General features: G+C 72.9%; 14 protein-coding genes. 4 read left to right on the forward strand and 10 right to left on the reverse strand.

Annotated features, from left to right (window positions below; translation table 11 throughout):
- Positions 1-25: 25 nt before the first annotated feature.
- The 3 genes from ACFY3I_RS06555 to ACFY3I_RS06565 all read right to left on the reverse strand — a co-directional run bounded on the left by ACFY3I_RS06555 (position 26) and on the right by ACFY3I_RS06565 (position 4,361).
- Positions 26-2,086 carry an NAD-binding lipoprotein gene (locus ACFY3I_RS06555; RefSeq protein WP_390859635.1) on the reverse strand — a complete coding sequence of 687 codons (2,061 nt, stop codon included), beginning with the start codon at positions 2,084-2,086 and terminating at the stop codon, positions 26-28.
- A 176-nt stretch (positions 2,087-2,262) separates the two neighbouring features.
- Complete coding sequence (locus ACFY3I_RS06560) at positions 2,263-3,675, reverse strand: sensor histidine kinase (protein WP_390859636.1); 1,413 nt, start codon at positions 3,673-3,675, stop codon at positions 2,263-2,265.
- Positions 3,672-4,361 carry a response regulator transcription factor gene (locus ACFY3I_RS06565; RefSeq protein ID WP_390859637.1) on the reverse strand — a complete coding sequence of 230 codons (690 nt, stop codon included), beginning with the start codon at positions 4,359-4,361 and terminating at the stop codon, positions 3,672-3,674. The genes ACFY3I_RS06560 and ACFY3I_RS06565 overlap by 4 nt, the downstream gene beginning before the upstream one ends.
- A gap of 274 nt (positions 4,362-4,635) precedes the next feature.
- Here ACFY3I_RS06565 and ACFY3I_RS06570 point away from each other — a divergent pair, with 274 nt between their 5' ends.
- Positions 4,636-6,894 carry an MMPL family transporter gene (locus ACFY3I_RS06570; protein ID WP_390859638.1) on the forward strand — a complete coding sequence of 753 codons (2,259 nt, stop codon included), beginning with the start codon at positions 4,636-4,638 and terminating at the stop codon, positions 6,892-6,894.
- Positions 6,891-7,676, forward strand: a complete 786-nt coding sequence (locus ACFY3I_RS06575; protein ID WP_390859639.1) for a DUF2993 domain-containing protein — start codon at positions 6,891-6,893, stop codon at positions 7,674-7,676. The genes ACFY3I_RS06570 and ACFY3I_RS06575 overlap by 4 nt, the downstream gene beginning before the upstream one ends.
- A 160-nt stretch (positions 7,677-7,836) precedes the next feature.
- Here ACFY3I_RS06575 and ACFY3I_RS06580 read toward each other — a convergent pair whose 3' ends face one another.
- Positions 7,837-8,400, reverse strand: coding sequence for a TetR/AcrR family transcriptional regulator (locus ACFY3I_RS06580; protein WP_390859640.1), 564 nt, complete (start codon positions 8,398-8,400; stop codon positions 7,837-7,839).
- An 85-nt stretch (positions 8,401-8,485) separates the two neighbouring features.
- On the opposite strand from ACFY3I_RS06580, the gene ACFY3I_RS06585 reads away from it, so the two are divergent.
- A complete protein-coding gene (locus ACFY3I_RS06585) occupies positions 8,486-9,397 on the forward strand; it encodes an SDR family oxidoreductase (RefSeq protein ID WP_390859641.1) in 912 nt (303 codons plus the stop codon).
- Position 9,398: 1 nt separating this feature from the next.
- Here the strand turns inward: ACFY3I_RS06585 and ACFY3I_RS06590 are convergent, their stop codons facing one another.
- From ACFY3I_RS06590 to ACFY3I_RS06615, 6 genes are read right to left on the reverse strand one after another with little or no spacing between them, the layout of a single operon-like run.
- Positions 9,399-10,163, reverse strand: coding sequence for an ABC transporter ATP-binding protein (locus ACFY3I_RS06590; RefSeq protein WP_390859642.1), 765 nt, complete (start codon positions 10,161-10,163; stop codon positions 9,399-9,401).
- Positions 10,160-10,960 carry an ATP-binding cassette domain-containing protein gene (locus tag ACFY3I_RS06595; RefSeq protein ID WP_390859643.1) on the reverse strand — a complete coding sequence of 267 codons (801 nt, stop codon included), beginning with the start codon at positions 10,958-10,960 and terminating at the stop codon, positions 10,160-10,162. The genes ACFY3I_RS06590 and ACFY3I_RS06595 overlap by 4 nt, the downstream gene beginning before the upstream one ends.
- Positions 10,957-11,835: an ABC transporter permease gene (locus ACFY3I_RS06600; RefSeq protein ID WP_390859644.1), complete on the reverse strand. Its 879-nt coding sequence runs from the start codon at positions 11,833-11,835 to the stop codon at positions 10,957-10,959. Before ACFY3I_RS06600 ends, ACFY3I_RS06595 begins: the two co-directional genes overlap by 4 nt.
- Positions 11,832-12,797 (reverse strand): ABC transporter permease, encoded by a 966-nt coding sequence (locus ACFY3I_RS06605; RefSeq protein WP_390859645.1) that lies wholly within the window; start codon positions 12,795-12,797, stop codon positions 11,832-11,834. The genes ACFY3I_RS06600 and ACFY3I_RS06605 overlap by 4 nt, the downstream gene beginning before the upstream one ends.
- Positions 12,797-14,311 carry an ABC transporter substrate-binding protein gene (locus ACFY3I_RS06610; protein WP_390859646.1) on the reverse strand — a complete coding sequence of 505 codons (1,515 nt, stop codon included), beginning with the start codon at positions 14,309-14,311 and terminating at the stop codon, positions 12,797-12,799. The genes ACFY3I_RS06605 and ACFY3I_RS06610 overlap by 1 nt, the downstream gene beginning before the upstream one ends.
- 50 nt (positions 14,312-14,361) lie before the next feature.
- On the reverse strand, positions 14,362-15,102 hold the full coding sequence (locus tag ACFY3I_RS06615) for a DUF1684 domain-containing protein (protein WP_390859647.1): 741 nt from the start codon (positions 15,100-15,102) through the stop codon (positions 14,362-14,364).
- 427 nt (positions 15,103-15,529) lie between these two features.
- On the opposite strand from ACFY3I_RS06615, the gene ACFY3I_RS06620 reads away from it, so the two are divergent.
- Positions 15,530-16,864, forward strand: coding sequence for an epoxide hydrolase family protein (locus ACFY3I_RS06620; RefSeq protein ID WP_390859648.1), 1,335 nt, complete (start codon positions 15,530-15,532; stop codon positions 16,862-16,864).
- The last annotated feature ends 23 nt before the right edge of the window (positions 16,865-16,887 follow it).

The following is a 16,887-nucleotide window of genomic DNA, read 5'->3' on the forward strand; positions in this document are numbered from 1 at the left end:
AATCGTAGCGCATCCGCACGCCCGTTCACTCCCGCCCCCCGCCCCCCGACGGCGGCCGCCGCCCGTCACGGCACTCGGGACAAGGGAGACGCGGCGGTTCCGGTCGCCGGGCGGCCACGACGACGGGCGGGCCGTCGGCGGGGCCGGGGACGGCCGGTCCCGCGGTCACCACCAGGACCTGGTCATCCGTACTCCACACCCGGCGTTCGGACTTGGCGGGGCTGAGCACCACACCGTCGTAGGGGCGGGCCGCCCGCGGGTCGTGCGCGAGATGGCCGATCGCGCACTCACCGTGTTCCAGCGCGGCCGCGACCACGGTGCCGAACGTGGCCTCACGGCCGGGGACCACGTAGCGGGCGGCGGGCCTCAGGGCGAGCGCGCCGCCACGCGCGGCGAAGATCTCCTCGAACACGGCGGCCAGTTCCGGGTTGTGCACGATCTGCGCCATGAGCAGGGCGGTGAGTTCGCCCCGCAGTACGACGTCGGAGGCCGGCCCGAGCGGCGCGACCCTGCGGCTGCGGTGGTCGCGCAGCTCGGCCACCACCGGCAGCACCCGGTCCGTCCGTTCCTCCCAGGACCGCAGGGTCAGCAGCGCCAGCAGGGTTCGCTCGTCGGCTCGTTCGGGCCCCGTCTCCTGGTCGGAACCCAGGGCGACGACGCTGTCGTAGGCGGCGAGATCGAGCCCGTGCAGGGCCTCGGGAGCCGCCAGGTCGCGGGGGTGATGGGCCAGGACCAACGGCGCGTCCGATGGACCAGCGGTACTGAAGGAGACGGGACCGGTCGGCGTGGCGTCCACCACGTCGAGGACCGAGCCCGGCCGTGCCGTTGCGCGCAGGGCGTCCACGATCATGGGCGCCCTGCGGTTCCACCCCAGCAACAGCAGTCGTACGGGCGGGAGTTCGGCAGGGGGACCGGCCGGGACGATGGCCGTGGTGTCGATGCGGGCCCAACGGTCGGTGAGCGGCGTGACCCGGTCGTCGTGGGCGACGGTGACCAGCCGGTCCCCCGGTTCCACGACGGTGTGCGGCGCGGGTGTCAGCAACGGACGGCCGGCCCGCAGCAGTCCGACGGCACAGGACGTCTCCAGCCGCAGCGCCACCTCCTCGAAGGACACTCCCACCGCCTCCGGGAGGTCGACCACGTGGAACTCGGCCCCGGAGAAGTCGAGCAGGTCGCGCAGTGCCGCGGGCATTCCGGGGCTGCGCGCCGCCTGCACGAGCAGCCGTGCCGCGGTCCGGTCGGTCTCCAGGACCGTCCCGCGCGGCCCGGCGGCCAGTCGCGCGGCGGGCACGTACCGGCTGTCGTGCACGGCGGCGACCACGCGCGGCGTGCCCGCCCGGTGATCGCCGTCGAGCAGGGCACGCAGCGCCAGCAGCGTCCGCACGACCGTGAGGTCGCCGTCGGTGTCGTCGGCGGGCAGTACCACCACCGCTCTGGCCGCTCCCGGGCTGACCAGGGCCAGGGCGTCGGGGTCGGTGGGCGAGCCGGTCCGGCAGACCAGGCGGACGGCGCCGGTGACGCCCGGCGCGGCCATGAGCACGCTCTCCATGTGGGCCGGATCCCGGTCGGCGAGCACGGTGATCACGCGCCGGGCTCCGGCGGCCCGCCTGCCTCCTCCCCGGCCGCTTCCCGCCCGGCCCGCGGCCAGTTCGCGTACCACCGTGAAGATCTGGTCGGTCCAGCCGAGCACCACGTCGTGATCGCGCTCCAGCACCCGCGACCGGCCGCGCCGCAGATCGGTGAGCCGGTCGCCCAGGCCCGTGGTGACGACGCCGACGACCGTCGACACGCACAGCAGGGCGACGAGGCCGAGCAGTACGGACAGCAGCATCCGCGTGGGAGTACCCGCCACGGCGCCGAGCCGGAGCGTCTCCGCGCTGGTGCGCCACACCTGGGTGAGCCTGCCGGACACCGAGTGCGGCGCGTCGGGATCCGTCCACACCAGCAGGGTGCTGACGGGTACCACGACCGCCAGACAGCACATCGCGAGCCAGCCGAGCAGCGTTGCGGTGCTGCGGGCGAGCGTTGTGTCGAACAGGTACCGCGCCCGGTGCCGTAACGGATTGCGTTCCCGCTCGCGTGCCATGTCAGCCCCCCTTGATCCCCGGCATGTGCCTCGGCGATGTGAAGGGTGCCGGGCACGGGGCCGCGACACGCCGTCCGACCGGGACCTTCATCCTTTCGGGCAGCGCCGGGGCGCTGAAACCTGATCGGGCTCCGAGGCCGGCGAGGAGGCGGGTGGGGTCGCCGCCTCCCGGGGGCTCAGTGGTGGTCCGGCCGGTGCGAGGGGCGGTCCCGCGCCGGGTCCCCGGCCGTCGGCAGGCGGAGGGTGAAGACGGCACCGCCCTCCGGGCCGCGGGCCCGGGCGGTCAGGGTGCCGCCGAGCCGGGTCGCCAGGCGGTGCGCGATGGCGAGTCCGAGCCCGGTGCCGACCGGGCGCAGCCCGCGGTACCGCTCGTGGAGGGCGCCGCGTTCGAAGGCGACAGCGAGGTCCCCCTCCGTCAGCCCGGGGCCCCCGTCGCGCACCTCGATCTCCGCGCCCTCGTCCCCCACGCGCGTAGCGAGCACGACGGGGGCGCCCGCCGGGGTGATCCGCAGGGCGTTGGCGAGCAGGCAGTCCGTCAGCTGGCGGACCCGGAAGCCGTCGGTGCGCACCGCCACGGGCCGCCCGGGGTGCTCCAGCCGGAACTCGACGTCGTGCCGCGCGCACCGCTCCCGCCAGGTCGTCGCGGCCTCGCGCACGAGCGCGTCGAGGTCGGTGTCGGCGACGTCGAGCCGGAAGTCGTCGGTCTCCAGGGCCGCAAGGTCGAGGAGGTCGGCGAGGAACCGGTCGAGGCGCCGGGCCTCGGCGTGCAGGATGCGGCCCACCTCGGGCAGCCGCCCGGCCGGTACGACATCGTCGGCGAGGGCTTCCGCATAGCCGAGGACGCTGGTCAGCGGAGTGCGGATCTCGTGGGAGACGGACAGCAGGAAGTCCCGCTGCCGGCGTTCCCCGCTCACCAGCGCGGCGTCGAGGACGCCCAGGGCCCGCCCCAGTTCGACCGCCTCGGCCGGGCCGGGCGTGGCGGACGGGTCGGACGCGGTGACGCCCCGTTCACCCGCGGCGAGGCGGGCGGCGACGTCCACGGCGCGGCCGAGCGGACGGGCGAACCGCCGGGCCAGCGCCACGCCGGCCGCGACCGCGCCCGCCAGGCCCACGCCGAGCGGGAGCAGCAGGTCCCGGCGCATGCGGGCGGCCGCCGAGTCGACGTCGGTGAGCGGTCTGGTGAGGACGACGGCGCCGCCCGTGCGCGCCGGCACACCTTCGACGAGCACTTCCGCGCCCCGGAGTTCGCCGGTCGAGGACAGGGCCCTGCCGGACAGGAGTACGTCCCGGCGCGCGGTGTCCAGAGCCGGGGCGGCCGGCCCGGTCACCACACCCGCCGGGTCGACGACGGCGATCTCGACGCCGTTCGCCCCGGCGATCCGCTGCTCCCCTTCGTACAGGAGCGCCGACAGGGCGGGTACCCGGCCGAGTACCTTCGCCTGCCGGGCGAGCTGGTCGCGTTCCTGGGCCTCGGCGGCGCCCCGCAGGGTGTGCCAGGCGACGAGTCCGGTCAGCAGGACGGCCACCGTGGTCACGGCGGCGGCCAGCAGGACGAGTTCGCCGGCGAGTCCTGTTCTGCGCCGGGTCACGCGGCCGGGTCCGTGGTTCCGTAGCCCACCCCGCGGACCGTGCGGATGGGGCTCGCCTCGCCGAGTTTGCCGCGCAGCTGGGAAACGTAGACGTCGACCACACGTGGATCGCGGTACGACGACTCCTCGCCCCACACCTGCGCCAGCAGTTCCCGCCGGGTGAAGACGCGGCCGCGTCTGTCCAGGAGGTGGACGAGGAGGTTGAACTCGGTCGCGGTCAGCTCGACCTCCGAGCCGTCCCGGTGCACGGTGCGCCGGTCCGTGTCGACGCGCAGGCCGCCGACCACGTGGGTACGGCCGGCGGGCCGGCCCCGGGTGCGGCGCAGCACGGTGTTGACCCTGGCGACGAGTTCGCCCGGCGAGAAGGGTTTGGTGATGTAGTCGTCGGCGCCGAGTTCCAGGCCGAGGATGCGGTCGGACTCGTCCGCGCGGGCGGTGACCATCAGGACGGGCGTCCAGTCGTCGCGTTCCCGAAGCCGCCGGCAGAAGGTCACGCCGTCGAGTTTGGGCAGCGCCACGTCCAGCACGATCGCCACCGGGCGCAGGCGTACGACGGCGTCCAGTCCCCGCAGGCCGTCGGTCTCGACGTGGGTGTCGAAGCCGTTGCGGGCGAGGTAGAGCTCCTGCAGGGAGGCGATGTTCGGGTCGTCCTCGACGATCAGCACGAGTCCGTTCCCGGGGTTCATGCCCGCCTCCTTCCGCCGCTCGGGTGTCCGCCCCCGCGTCCCGGTGGGCCTGCGGTGATCCTAAGCAGCACCGGCGGCGTGCTCCCGTCCCGGCCCGGTCCGCGGGGGCGGCCTAACAGTCCCCTAACACTGCGCCAATGATCTCCTCGTGGTCCCCGGGTGATGATCGGGGCCGACTCCATGGCGGTCTGCCGTCGGCCGGGGGCGGGGCGCCGTCCGTACCCTGTCTCCCGGTCGCGGCGCGCCGTCCCCTCCACGACCCAGGGAGCAAGGCATGCGACTCTCCGGCCTCACCGGCACGACACCGGTGGAGGACAGCGGTTCGCCCGGGCGCGGGCTGCTGCACCGCGTGGGGCGTGCGTGCGCGCGCCACCCCTGGCGGGTGATCGGCGTGTGGCTCCTCGTGCTGCTGGCCGCCGTGGCCGCCGACCGTGCCTGGGGCGGCGCCTACGCCGACGACTTCGACCTGTCCGGCACCCCGTCCCGCACCGGATCCGACCTGCTCGACGCCCATGGCGCGACGGGTTCACGGGGAGTCGCCGCGCAGATCGTCGTCCGCTCGGACGACGGGCCGCTCTCCGGGCACCGCGACACGCTCGTGACGGCCGGGAAACGGCTCGCCGCCCTGCCCGAGGTGGTCTCGGTCGCGGCACCGCTCGACACGGCCGGCGCGGTCGCGGACGACGGCCGTACCGGCTACTACACGGTCAGGTTCCGGAGGAATCCCGCGCAGTTCGAGAAGTCGTACGTCGAGCGGGTCGACGGCGCCGTGCACGCGTTGCGCGCCGACGACGTCACCGTGGAGTACGGCGGGCCGCTCGGCCAGCTGGCCCGTCCGGCGGCTGCCGACCGCGCGTCGGAGGCCATCGGCATCGGCACGGCCGTGCTGGTGCTGCTCCTGGGCTTCGGCAGTGTGGCGGCGGCCGGTTTCCCGCTGCTCACGGCGATCATCGGGCTGCTCGCGGGGCTGAGCACGCTCGGGCTGCTCGCGGCCCGGTACTCGTTCGCGGCGGCCTCGCCGACGCTGGCCACGATGATGGGGCTGGGTGTCGGCCTGGACTACTCGCTGTTCCTCGTCACCCGCCACCGCAAGCTGCTGCACTCCGCGGACGGGCCGGTGGAGGCGGCCGCGCGGACCGTCGCCACCAGCGGGCGGGCCGTGCTGGTGGCCGCTCTCACCGTGACCGCGGCGCTCGCCGGGCTGTTCGCCTCCGGCGTCGATTTCATCGGCATGCTGGGGGTCGCGGCCGGCACCACCGTCCTGGTCGGCGCGGTCGCCGCGCTCACCCTCACCCCCGCGCTGCTGGGGCTGGCCGGGCGGCGGATCGACCGCTGGCGTGTGCGCACCCCGGTGGACGAGCCCGACGACAGTGGTGACGTCTGGCACCGGTGGGCCGCGACGGTCCGCCGGCGCCCGTGGACGTTCCTGCTGCTGGGCCTCGTGGTACTGGGCGTGCTCGGGGCACCGGCCGCGGCACTGCGGCTCGGGCACGTCGACGCCGGTGCCTCACCGGCGTCGTACACCGAGCGCCGCGCCCACGACCTGGTCGCGAGGGGATTCGGGCCGGGCACCAACGGGCCGCTGACCGTCGTCGTCACCCTGGACAAGGACCACGCGACGACCGGCGCGGAGCGCGACGCGCTGGCCGGCGCGCTGCGGGACGCGCTCACCGGCACGCCCGGGGTCGCCTCCGCCACCCGGCCGGTGCCCACGGCGGACGGCGCGCTGCTGGTCTCGACGGTCACGCCGGACACCGGGCCCCAGGACCGGGCCACCACCGACCTGGTGCACCGGCTGTCCGACGACGTGCTGCCGGGCGTCCTGTCCGGCAAGGGCGCGAGGGGCTACCTGACCGGCACCACCGCCGCCCAGCAGGACTTCCGGGACATCCTCGCCGACCGGCTGCCGGTGGTCGTCGGGGTCGTGGTCGCGGCGGCCTTCGTGCTGCTGCTCGCGGTGTTCCGCAGCCCTGTGGTGGCGCTCAAGGCGGCGGTGCTGAACCTGCTGTCGATCACCGCGTCGTTCGGGGTGGTGGTGGCGGTCTTCCAGTGGGGCTGGGGTGCGGCCCTGCTGGGCGTCGACGAGAAGGTGTCGGTGGAGTCGTACGTCCCGATGATGATGTTCGCGATCGTCTTCGGGCTCTCCATGGACTACGAGATCTTCCTGCTGTCGCGGGTGCGCGAGACCTGGCTGGAGACCCGGGACAACCACCGCGGCGTGGCCGTCGGACTGGCCGGCACCGCGCGGGTCATCACCTGCGCCGCACTGATCATGACCAGTGTGTTCCTCGCGTTCCTGCTGTCGACCAGCGTCGTCATCAAGATGCTCGCGCTGGGACTGGGTGTCAGCGTGGTCCTGGACGCCACGGTGGTACGCCTGTTGCTGGTGCCGGCCGCCATGTACCTGCTGGGCGAGGCCAACTGGTGGATACCCCGGTGGCTGGACCGGATCCTGCCGCGCCTCGATCCGGAGGGCTCCGGGAATCCGGACGCTCCGGCGGAACCGTCGGCGTCGGGAGCGGTGACCCGGTGACGGCCCGGACGGGCGCGACGTCCGCGCCGGTTGCGCGCGGCACCTCGGCGAAGCCCGCCCCAAGTCCGGTGCGGCGGCGGCTCCGCCGGGTCCGACGGCCGGCGGCGGTCGCACTGGCCCTGCTGGTGCTGCTCGCGGGGACCGGCGAAGTCGTCGCGCGCGAGCTCGTCGACGGACGGCTCTCCGGCCGGCTGCGGACCCGGATCGGCGACAACCGGGTGCGGTTGGGCGGGTCCGCGCTGCTGGGCCTGGCCCGGGGACGGTTCGACCGGGTGACGGTCACCGGCGACGACGCGCGGCTCGGCCGGCTCACCGGGGCCTCGGTGGAACTCCGGCTGACGGACGTGGAACTGCGGGGCACACCGCGCGTCGGACGGCTGCGCGGCCGGGTCACGGTGCCGGCCGACGCGGTCGCGCGGTCCCTGCAGCGGAACGCGCCCGGACTGGCCGTCTCCGCGGTGAGCACCGATCCGGCGCACGGCACCCTGGTGCTGTCGGTACGCGGCGGACTGGCCACCGTCACGGTCCGGCCGCTGCTCCAGGACGGCCGGACCGCGTTCGAGCTGGTGGCCGCCCGCGTCCTGGGCCGGCCCGCACCGCCCGCGATCACCGCCGCGATCGAGAAGGCCCTGCACGACCAGGCGACACGGCAGCCCGACCCGGGTCCGGTACTGGTGACCGCGCTGGAGGTCACCCCGACCGCTCTGGTGGGCACTGTCCGCGCGGACGACGCGGACCTGGGCCGGGGTCCCCGGACCACGCACCTGCATTCCGGAGCCTGAGCACGCCCCATGAGCGATCGGCGTGCGCCAGGGTGATCGGCGGTGCCGTACGGCTGCGCTTCGGCGTCGTCGCGGACCGCGTCCCGCCCGTGCGGGACGCGGTCCCCAAGGCCTGCGCCCCCGCGCCCGCCGGTCTCCCGCCGCACGCCGGGGCCGGCTCTCAGGCGGTGGCCGTCATTCTGCCGAGTTCGTCCAGCAGTTCCCGCATCAGCGGCGCCATGTCGGTCTCCTCCGGCGTCGTGATCCACCTCTCGAAGCCGACCTTGAACACGGCCACCCCGGTCTCCGCGGCGAGGGCCGCGGTGGGTTCCGGGATCCCTCGCCCGCGCAGGGCGTCGGCCAGGGCGGCGGCCAGTGCGGCGAGCTTGATCAGCTCACGTTCCCGGAGTTCGGAGTGGGCGTTCACCACGGCCTGCCGGCGCAGGGCGTACTCGTGCCGGCCGGCGAACATCTCCGACGCCGCGTCGAATCCGGCGCCGAGCACGTCGAGCAGCGGCGCGGACGGCGGCGCCCCGGCGACGGCGCCCACGAAGAGATCCTGGAGCGGGGAGCCCGCGAAGAGGACCTCGCGCTTGTCGGCGTAGTGCCGGAAGAAGGTCCGCTCGGTCAGGCCCGCCTGCCGGGCGATCTGCGCCACGGTCGTCTGCTCGTACCCCTGCTCGCCGTAGAGCTGCAACGCCGCTGCCGCCAGGCGCTCGCGCGCGTTCGGCTCCCATCTGCCCATGGCCGAATCCTACGCGATGACAGTGACTGACATCGAGTGCTACTGTCGATGTCAGTCACTGTCATCGATAGTCAGGGGTTCTCCCATGCGTGTTTTCGTCACCGGCGCGTCGGGCTGGCTCGGCTCCGCCGTCGTTCCCGAACTGCTCGACGCCGGGCACCAGGTGGTCGGGCTGGCCCGCTCGGACGCGTCCGCCGCGAAGCTCACCGAGGCCGGCGCGGAGGTCGTGCGCGGCACCGTCGACGATCTGGACGTGCTGCGCGGGGCCGCCGCCTCGGACGGCGTGATCCATCTCGCCTTCAAGCACGACATCGCCTTCAGCGGCGACTTCCGGGGCGCGGCCGAGGCGGACCGCCGGGCCGTGGACGCGTTCGGCGAGGTGCTGGCGGGCTCCGACCGGCCCTTCGTGCTCGCCTCCGGTCTGCTCGGCTTCGCCACGGGCCGACCGGTCACCGAGCTGGACATGCCGGACGTCGACGGCTCTCCGGTCCACGAGCGACAGGCCACCGCCCTGGCGGCGCTGGAACTGGCCTCACGTGGTGTGCGTGCCTCGGTGGTCCGGCTCGCGCCCACCTGCCACGGCGAGGGCGACAACGGGTTCATGGCGGCGCTGGTCGCCATCGCCCGGGAGCGGGGCGTCTCCGGCTACGTCGGCGACGGCTCCAACCGGTGGCCCGCCGCGCACCGGCTCGACATCGGGCGGCTGTTCCGGCTGGCCGTGGAGAAGGCGCCGGCCGGTTCCGTACTGCACGGCGCGGGCGAGGAGGGCGTGGCGATCCGCGACGTCGCCGAGGTGATCGGCCGTCACCTGGGGGTGCCGGTGGTATCGGTGGCGCCCTCCGACGCGGCCGCGCACTTCACCTGGCTGGGCGGCTTCATCGGCCTGGACAACCCGGCCTCCAGCATCGCCACCCGCGAGTTGCTGGACTGGCGGCCCTCCCACCCGGGCCTGCTGGAGGACCTGGACAAGGGCCACTACTTCGGCCCGGCCGTCTGACTCAGACGGGCAGCCGGGGCACGCTGTCGATCAGCCGCCGGGTGTACGGGTGCTCCGGAGCGCCCAGCACCCGGCCGGTGGCGCCCTGTTCGACCAGCCGGCCCCGCTCCAGCACCGCCGTGCGCTCGCACAGCGAGGCGACCACCGACAGGTCGTGACTGACCATGACCAGGGTGAGGTCGCGCTCCTGCTTGAGTTCGGCGAGCAGGTCGACGACCTTCACCCGGGTCGTGAGGTCGAGCGCGCTCACCGGTTCGTCCGCGAGCAGCACGCGCGGGTCGCAGACGATGGCCCGGGCGATGGCGATGCGCTGCCTCTGGCCGCCGGAGAACTCGTGCGGGTAGCGGTCGGCCGCGTCGGCGGGCAGCCCGACCCGCTCCAGGGCGGCGGCCACCTTGGGCGCGGCGGTCGTACGGCTGTCGAGGCCCAGGGAACGCAGCGGTTCGGCGACGATGGCCGCCACGCGGCGGCGCGGGTCCAGGGAGGAGTACGGGTCCTGGAAGACGCACTGCACAGCACGGCGGAACCGGCGCTGCTGCCGCCGGTCGCGCGGGGCGAGGGGCTCGCCGTCGAAGCGGACCGTGCCGCTCGTGGGGCGGGCGAGGCCGAGCAGGAGTCGCAGCAGGGTGGTCTTGCCGGCGCCGGACTCGCCGACCAGCGCCAGCGACTGTCCCGGTTCGACGGCGAGGGACACGCCCTGGACGGTGTCGGCGGCGGCGCCCCGGTAGCGGACGGCCACGTCGTCGAGTTCGAGTACGGGGGTCATCGGGCGCTCCTCAGGTCCAGCGCGGCCTCCAGCTTGCGGGCACCGGCGACGAGCGTTCGGGTGTACTCGGCGGTCGGCGTGCCGATCACGTCGAGGACCGGCCCCTCCTCGACGGCCCGGCCGTCCTTGAGGACGAGGGCGCGGTCGGCGATCTTCGCGACGACGGCGAGGTCGTGGCTGACGAACAGCACGGCCATCCCCCGCTCGCGCACCAGGGTGTCGAGCAGGTCGAGCACCTCGGCCTGCACGGACACGTCGAGGGCGGTGGTGGGTTCGTCGGCGATCAGCAGGTCCGGCTCGCAGGCGAGGGCCATGGCGAGGGCGACGCGCTGGCGCTGGCCGCCGGAGATCTCGTGCGGGAAGGCACGGGCGATCCGGCCGGGTTCGGGCAGCCGGACCCGGTCCAGGGCCTCCCCCACGGCGTCCCGCAGCCGCCCGCCCCTGAGGCCGGTGCGGCGGGCCAGCGGCTCGGCGATCTGTCGGCCGACCCGCATCAGCGGGTCGAGCGCGGTCAGCGGTTCCTGGAAGACCACGGCCGCGCGGCGTCCGCGGACCGCGGTGAGCTGCTTCTCGGTGGCGCCCACGACCTGTGTGCCGGCCAGTGTCACGCTGCCCTCGGCGCGCATCCCGTCGGGCAGCAGGCCCAGCAGGGCGAGGGTGGTCAGGGACTTGCCGGAGCCGGACTCGCCGATCAGGCCGAGCCGTTCGCCCGCGTCGATCCGGAAGGAGAGGTCGTCGACCAGGGTGCGCCCGTCGGCGGTGCGCACGGTCAGGCCGTCCACGTCGAGGAGGGTCATGACCGCCTCCGTCGGGTCGCCGGGTCGAGGGTGTCGCGCAGTCCGTCGGCGATCAGGTTGACGCCGACGACCAGCAGGACCAGCAGGATGCCGGGGGCCAGCGCGCCGGCCGGGGCGGTGGTGAAGGTGGCCTGGGCCTCCTGGAGCATGCGGCCCCAGGAGGCGTTGGGCGGCGGCGCGCCGAGACCGAGGTAGGACAGGCCGGCCTCGGCCAGCACGGCGAGGCCGAACTGGAGGGCGAGGTTGACCACGAGGGTGGGCCAGATGTTGGGCAGCACGTGCCCGGCGACGGTGCGCGGCCAGGAGGTGCCCGAGGTGCGGGCGGCCGTGACGTAGTCCTGCGCGAGGACGCGCTTGACCAGTATCCGCACCAGCCGGGCGACGACGGCGCTCTGGGCCAGGCCGATGGCCAGTAGGGCGGAGGAGAGGGTCGCCGAGCGGGCGGCGACGACGAGCATCGCGAGCAGCAGGGTCGGGAACGCGATCAGGATGTCGAGGAACGCGGCGAGGGTGTCGTCGAGCCATCCTTGCGCGAAGGCGGCGAGCACCCCGAGGGTGACGCCGATCAGCGCGGCGATCAGCACCGAGCCGAGGCCGGCCTCGACGGCTATCCGGGAGCCCGTCATCAGCTGGGTGAACAGGTCCCGGCCCAGCTTGTCGGTGCCGAGCAGGTGTCCGTCGCCGGGACCGGCGAGCCGGCCGCCGGAGGTGTCGTCGGTGGCGTAGGGCAGCCAGACCAGCGAGACGAGCGCGAGCAGCGCGATCAGACCGGTGAGGGTGCAGCCGGCCAGCAGGGTCGCGGAGCGGCGGCGGCCGCGGGCGGGTGCGGCGGCCGGGGCCTTGTCCAGGACGTCGGTCGTGTCGGTCGTGGTCATCGGGCGCCTCCCGACAGCCGGCCGCGCAGCCGCGGGTCGATGATCCGCTGCACGAGGTCGGCGACGAACCCGATCAGCAGGACGGCGAGGGTGGAGACGAACAGGACGCCCTGGATCACCGGGTAGTCGTGCTGGGCGATACCGGTGGCGAGCAGCGAACCGAGGCCGGGCAGCGCGTACACGGACTCCACGACGACCGCGCCGAGCAGGGTGGAGGCGAGCTCGATGCCGAGCACGGAGATCACCGGCACGGAGGCGTTGCGCAGCCCGTGCCGCCACATGGCGGCCGGGAAGGACGCGCCGAGCGCACGGGCGGTGCGCAGGTGGTCGCTGCCGAGGACGTCGAGGGTGGCCGAGCGGACGTACCGGATCAGGGAGGCGCTCATCACGAGGGCGATGGTCACCACCGGCAGGACCAGGGAGCGGACGGCGTCGGCGGGCGCCGCCCAGCCGTCCTGCGGGAAGCCGCCGGAGGGCAGCCACCCCGCGTTCAGCGCGAACACCGCGATGAGGATCATGCCGAGCCAGAACACCGGTACCGCCATGCCCAGTTGGGAGACCCCGCTGAGCAGGGCGCCGTACCAGGTGTGCCGCCTGTGGGCGGCGACGAAGCCGACGGGTACGGCGACGAGGACGGCCAGCACGAACGCGGCCAGCGTCAGCGGGACGGTGACGTTCAGGCGGGCGCTCACCTCGGGGCCGACCGGCAGGGAGCTGACGAAAGAGGTGCCGAGGTCGCCGCTCGCCAGCTGCCCGAGCCAGTGGGTGAACTGCTCGGGCAGCGGCCGGTCGGAGCCGATGGAGTGGCGGGCCGCGGCGATCTGCTCCGGGCTCGCGCCCACCGAGGTGAGCGCGTTGGCCGGGTCGCCGGGCAGCAGCCGCAGCAGGACGAACAGCACCACGCTCGCCAGCACCAGTGACACCGCGAGGAAGGCGAGGCGTCTGAGGAGGTAGCGCCCCATCAGTCCTTCTTCTTGATGTCGAACGCGTAGAACTGGGAGTTCAGGCCGTTGAGCGGGTACCCGGAGACCTTGGTGCTCGCGACGACGATCTGCGGGTAGAGGTAGAGCCAGTCACTGGCCGCGTCCTCGGCGGTCTGCCGGTTGACCTTCTTGAGCAGTTCGGTCTGCTGCGCGGTCGTGGTGGCCTCCTCGGCCTGCGCGACCCACTGGGTGACCTGCTTGTTGTCGTAGCCCCAGTAGAAGTCGGGGTTGCCGTACCAGACCAGGTCCCGGTCGTTGACGTGCTCCTGGAGCGTCGCCGTGAAGTCGTGGTTCTTGTAGACCTTGGTGTACCACTCGTCGGGCGTGATCGTGTTGATCTTGACGTCGATGCCGACCTTGGCGAGCTGTGACTTGATGAAGGTCGCGGCCGTGGGGTGCGGGTCGTAGTTGGGCGTGTCGAGGGTGAAGGAGAAGCCCTTGGCGTAACCGGCCTCGGCGAGCAGCTGCTTGGCCTTGGTGACGTCGTAGGCGTTCACCTTGGTGAGGTCCTCGTACCAGGGGTCGGTGGGCGGCACCATCGAGCCGATGAGCTTGCCGTAGTCGCCCCAGACCGACTCCAGGAGCTTCTTGTCGTCGATGGCGGCGGAGACGGCCTGGCGCACCTTGACGTCGGTGAAGGGCTTGGCCTTGTCGTTGAAGGCGAGCAGCAGCTTGGTGGTGGAGTTGCCGTCGTTGACCTTGTAGTTCTGGTTGCTCTTGAACTGGTCGAGGGCGTCCGGGGACTGCTCGCTGGTGACCACGTCGACGGCGTTGGTCAGCAGGGCGTTGTTGAGGGCGGTGGCGTCCTTGAAGTAGTGGAGGACGACCTGCTTGTTGGCGGCCGCGTCGCCCCAGTAGCCGGCGAAGCGGTTCAGGCTCAGCGCCGAGCCGCGGGTCCACTTGCCCAGCGTGTACGGTCCGGTGCCGTCCTCGCCGGTCTTCAGGTTCTTCGCCTCGGAGTTGATGATCCAGACGTAGGAGAGGTTGTAGACGAAGGAGATCGACCGCTGGGACAGCGTGACCTTGACGGTGTGCGCGTCGGGGGTGGCGATGTCCTTGACGACCTCGAGGTTGCTCTTGCGGGCGGACTGCGAGTCGTCGGCGAGGACCTTCTCCAGGCTGTACTTGACGTCGGCGCTGGTGAGTTCCTTTCCGCTGTGGAACTTCACGCCGTCGCGCAGGGTGAAGGTGTAGGTCAGGCCGTCGGCGCTGGCCTTGTAGTCCTTCGCGAGGAGCTTGTCGACCTTGCCGTCGTCGGTGAGCCGGAAGAGGCCCTCGTAGACGTTGCCGTTGAGGGCCTCGGTGACGCCCTGGCCGCCGCCCGCGGTGTTGTCGAGGTTCTGCGGCTCGTACAGGGACCCGATGTTGACGGTGGCGTTCTTGTCCCAGGTGCCGCCGGAGGCGCTGGTCGCCGAGCCGCCGCAGGCGGTGAGGACGAGCGCGAGGGTGGCGGTGGTCGCGGCGGCGTACAGGGCGGGCTTGTTCAGTCTCATGGCGTGCGTGCGCTTTCGTGCTGCGGTACGGGGAGAGGGGCTGCGGACGATCAGTGCTGTGCGGCGAAGCCGTCGCGGAAGACGGGGAGCTTCTCGCCGGCCTCGACGGGCAGGTGGAAGCGGTTCTGCCGCGGCGGCATCGGACAGTTGTACTGATCGGAGAAGCCGCAGGGCGGCACGAAGGCCCGGTTGAAGTCGAGGACGACCCGGCTCTCGTCGGCGGTGCGCTCGACGAACAGGAAGCGGCCGGCGCCGTAGGTGATGTCCCCGTTGGTCGGGTCGCCGAAGACGAGCAGCAGGGTGCCGTCGTCGTCGAAGGCGCTGAGGGTGTAGTCGCGGCCGTCCACGGTGAGCGTGATGTCGCCGGGGACGACGAGGTCACGGCTGCCGCCGTTGTCCCGGATGTGCTCGAAGGCGATCCGGCGGGCGCCCGGGACCGGGGTGTAGGCGGCTTCAAGGACCCAGGCCGGGTCGTACGGGAAGGTGCCGACGCCCGCGAAGTGGCGGATGGCGGGCGCGTCGGCGTCCCAGAAGCGCAGGCCGTGCTCGGGCTCGCCGGTGACGAGGTCGGTGCGGCTCAGCGTGGTGACCGTCACACCCTCGGGCTGCCCGGCGCGCGCCGCGTCGGCGTCGCCCTCCTCCCCCGCCGGGAGCCAGCGGGTCTCGACGAGGGCGAGGTTGCCGGTCGGCGAGGTGAGGGCGCGGAGACGCCCGGCACACCAGGCGTCCCACTCCTGCCGGGGGTCGACGGGGGCCGGGGAGGCGGAGGGGTGGGACACGTCGGTACTCATTCGGCTAGCAGGGCTGGATCGCCACGGAAAGTCATAACGTGGCCAAAGCAAGTACTTTATCCGCCATAAGATCGCCTAATGTCAAACACCCGTCTCGACCATTGAGACGCGTGATGGACGAGGGGCCGGACGGACCGGGGGCGCCACGGGCGGCACCGCCCGCATCGCGGTGACACCCCGTCCGTCACGCCCCGCACACGGCACCCGCGCCCGCGGCTGCCACGGCGCTCCGGTCGCGCGCTCACACAGGGCGAGATATCGTTACCCTATGTAATGAGCATGCTGCGTCGAAAAGGGTCGTCACCCCACGCCATTCTCATCCTCCGCGACGACGCGGCGGTGCGTGAGACGCGTTCGTTCCACGCTGCTGAAGCGCCTCCTCCGCGCTCCCCCTACGGTCCCCGGACCGACCGCAAGGAGATCCGTGATGCCCGAGTTCCTGCGCTCGTACTCACGTCGGACGTTCCTCTCCACGTCCGCCACGGCCGTGACCGTGGCGGCGACCGGGGCCGCGACCGGGGCCGTCGGCATGCGGCCCTGGGAGAGACCGGCCAAGCCGGCCTCGGTGAGCGAGAGACAGAGCATCCGTCCGTTCCGGGTGCACGTCCCGGAGCAGGACCTGTCCGAGCTGCGCCGCCGGATACGGGCGACCCGCTGGCCCGACCGGGAGACGGTCCACGACCAGTCCCAGGGCGTCCAGTTGGCGACGATGAAGGAACTCACCGAGTACTGGGGGACGAAGTACAACTGGCGGAACGTCGAGGAGACCCTCAACTCCCTGCCGCAGTACCTCACCGAGATCGACGGACTGGACATCCATTTCATCCACGTCCGCTCCCGGCACGCGAACGCCCTGCCGATCATCCTCACCCACGGCTGGCCCGGCTCCGTCCTGGAGTTCCTCAAGGTCATCGGACCGCTCAGCGACCCCACGGCGCACGGCGGCCGCGCCGAGGACGCCTTCCACCTCGTCATCCCCTCGATGCCCGGTTACGGGTTCTCGGAGCGGCCGACGACCACCGGCTGGAATCCCGACCGCATCGCACGCGCCTGGGCGGTGCTCATGGACCGCCTGGGGTACCGGCACTTCGTGTCCCAGGGCGGCGACTGGGGCGCCGTGATCTCGGACAAGATGGCCGTGCAGAAGCCCCCGGGACTGCTCGGCATCCACGTGAACTTCCCGGCCACCGTTCCTCCGGACATCGCGCAGCGCCTCCAGTGCGGCTATCCGGCGCCGGCCGGTCTCGACACCGACGAGAGGGCGGCGTACGACAAGCTCGCCACCTTCTACAAGACCGGCTCCGGCTACTCGGCCATGATGGTCACCCGGCCCCAGACCGAGGGGTACGGGCTGACGGACTCGCCCGCCGGACTCGCCGCCTGGATGTACGACAAGTTCGCGGCGTGGACGTACAGCGGCGGCCACCCGGAGCGCGTCCTGACCAAGGACGAGATGCTGAACGACATCACGCTCTACTGGGTGACGAACACCGCGGTCTCCTCGTCCCGGCTCTACTGGGAGAACAACGCCAACAACTTCAACGCCGTCTCGGTGTCCGTCCCGGCCGCCGTCTCGGTGTTCCCCGGCGAGATATACCAGGCTCCGCGCAGTTGGGCGGCACGCGCCTACCACGATCTCATCTACTACCACCGGGCCCGCAGCGGCGGCCACTTCGCGGCCTGGGAGGTACCGGGCATCTTCAGCGAGGAGCTCCGGGCCGCGTTCTCGTCCCTGCGCCCGCAGAAGACCGCGGGAAAGTAGGCCCGGCGAGCCCGGTTCCCTGA

It is taken from the genome of Streptomyces sp. NPDC001068 (genome assembly GCF_042897315.1).
GTDB lineage: Bacteria > Actinomycetota > Actinomycetes > Streptomycetales > Streptomycetaceae > Streptomyces.

Coding starts and splice junctions, on each gene's coding strand:
- ACFY3I_RS06555 (WP_390859635.1), bottom strand. CDS start 2,086: ATGGCACGCGAGCGGGAACGCAATCCGTTACGGCACCGGGCGCGGTAC.
- ACFY3I_RS06565 (WP_390859637.1), bottom strand. CDS start 4,361: ATGAACCCCGGGAACGGACTCGTGCTGATCGTCGAGGACGACCCGAAC.
- ACFY3I_RS06570 (WP_390859638.1), top strand. CDS start 4,636: ATGCGACTCTCCGGCCTCACCGGCACGACACCGGTGGAGGACAGCGGT.
- ACFY3I_RS06580 (WP_390859640.1), bottom strand. CDS start 8,400: ATGGGCAGATGGGAGCCGAACGCGCGCGAGCGCCTGGCGGCAGCGGCG.
- ACFY3I_RS06585 (WP_390859641.1), top strand. CDS start 8,486: ATGCGTGTTTTCGTCACCGGCGCGTCGGGCTGGCTCGGCTCCGCCGTC.
- ACFY3I_RS06590 (WP_390859642.1), bottom strand. CDS start 10,163: ATGACCCCCGTACTCGAACTCGACGACGTGGCCGTCCGCTACCGGGGC.
- ACFY3I_RS06595 (WP_390859643.1), bottom strand. CDS start 10,960: ATGACCCTCCTCGACGTGGACGGCCTGACCGTGCGCACCGCCGACGGG.
- ACFY3I_RS06600 (WP_390859644.1), bottom strand. CDS start 11,835: ATGACCACGACCGACACGACCGACGTCCTGGACAAGGCCCCGGCCGCC.
- ACFY3I_RS06605 (WP_390859645.1), bottom strand. CDS start 12,797: ATGGGGCGCTACCTCCTCAGACGCCTCGCCTTCCTCGCGGTGTCACTG.
- ACFY3I_RS06610 (WP_390859646.1), bottom strand. CDS start 14,311: ATGAGACTGAACAAGCCCGCCCTGTACGCCGCCGCGACCACCGCCACC.
- ACFY3I_RS06615 (WP_390859647.1), bottom strand. CDS start 15,102: ATGAGTACCGACGTGTCCCACCCCTCCGCCTCCCCGGCCCCCGTCGAC.
- ACFY3I_RS06620 (WP_390859648.1), top strand. CDS start 15,530: ATGCCCGAGTTCCTGCGCTCGTACTCACGTCGGACGTTCCTCTCCACG.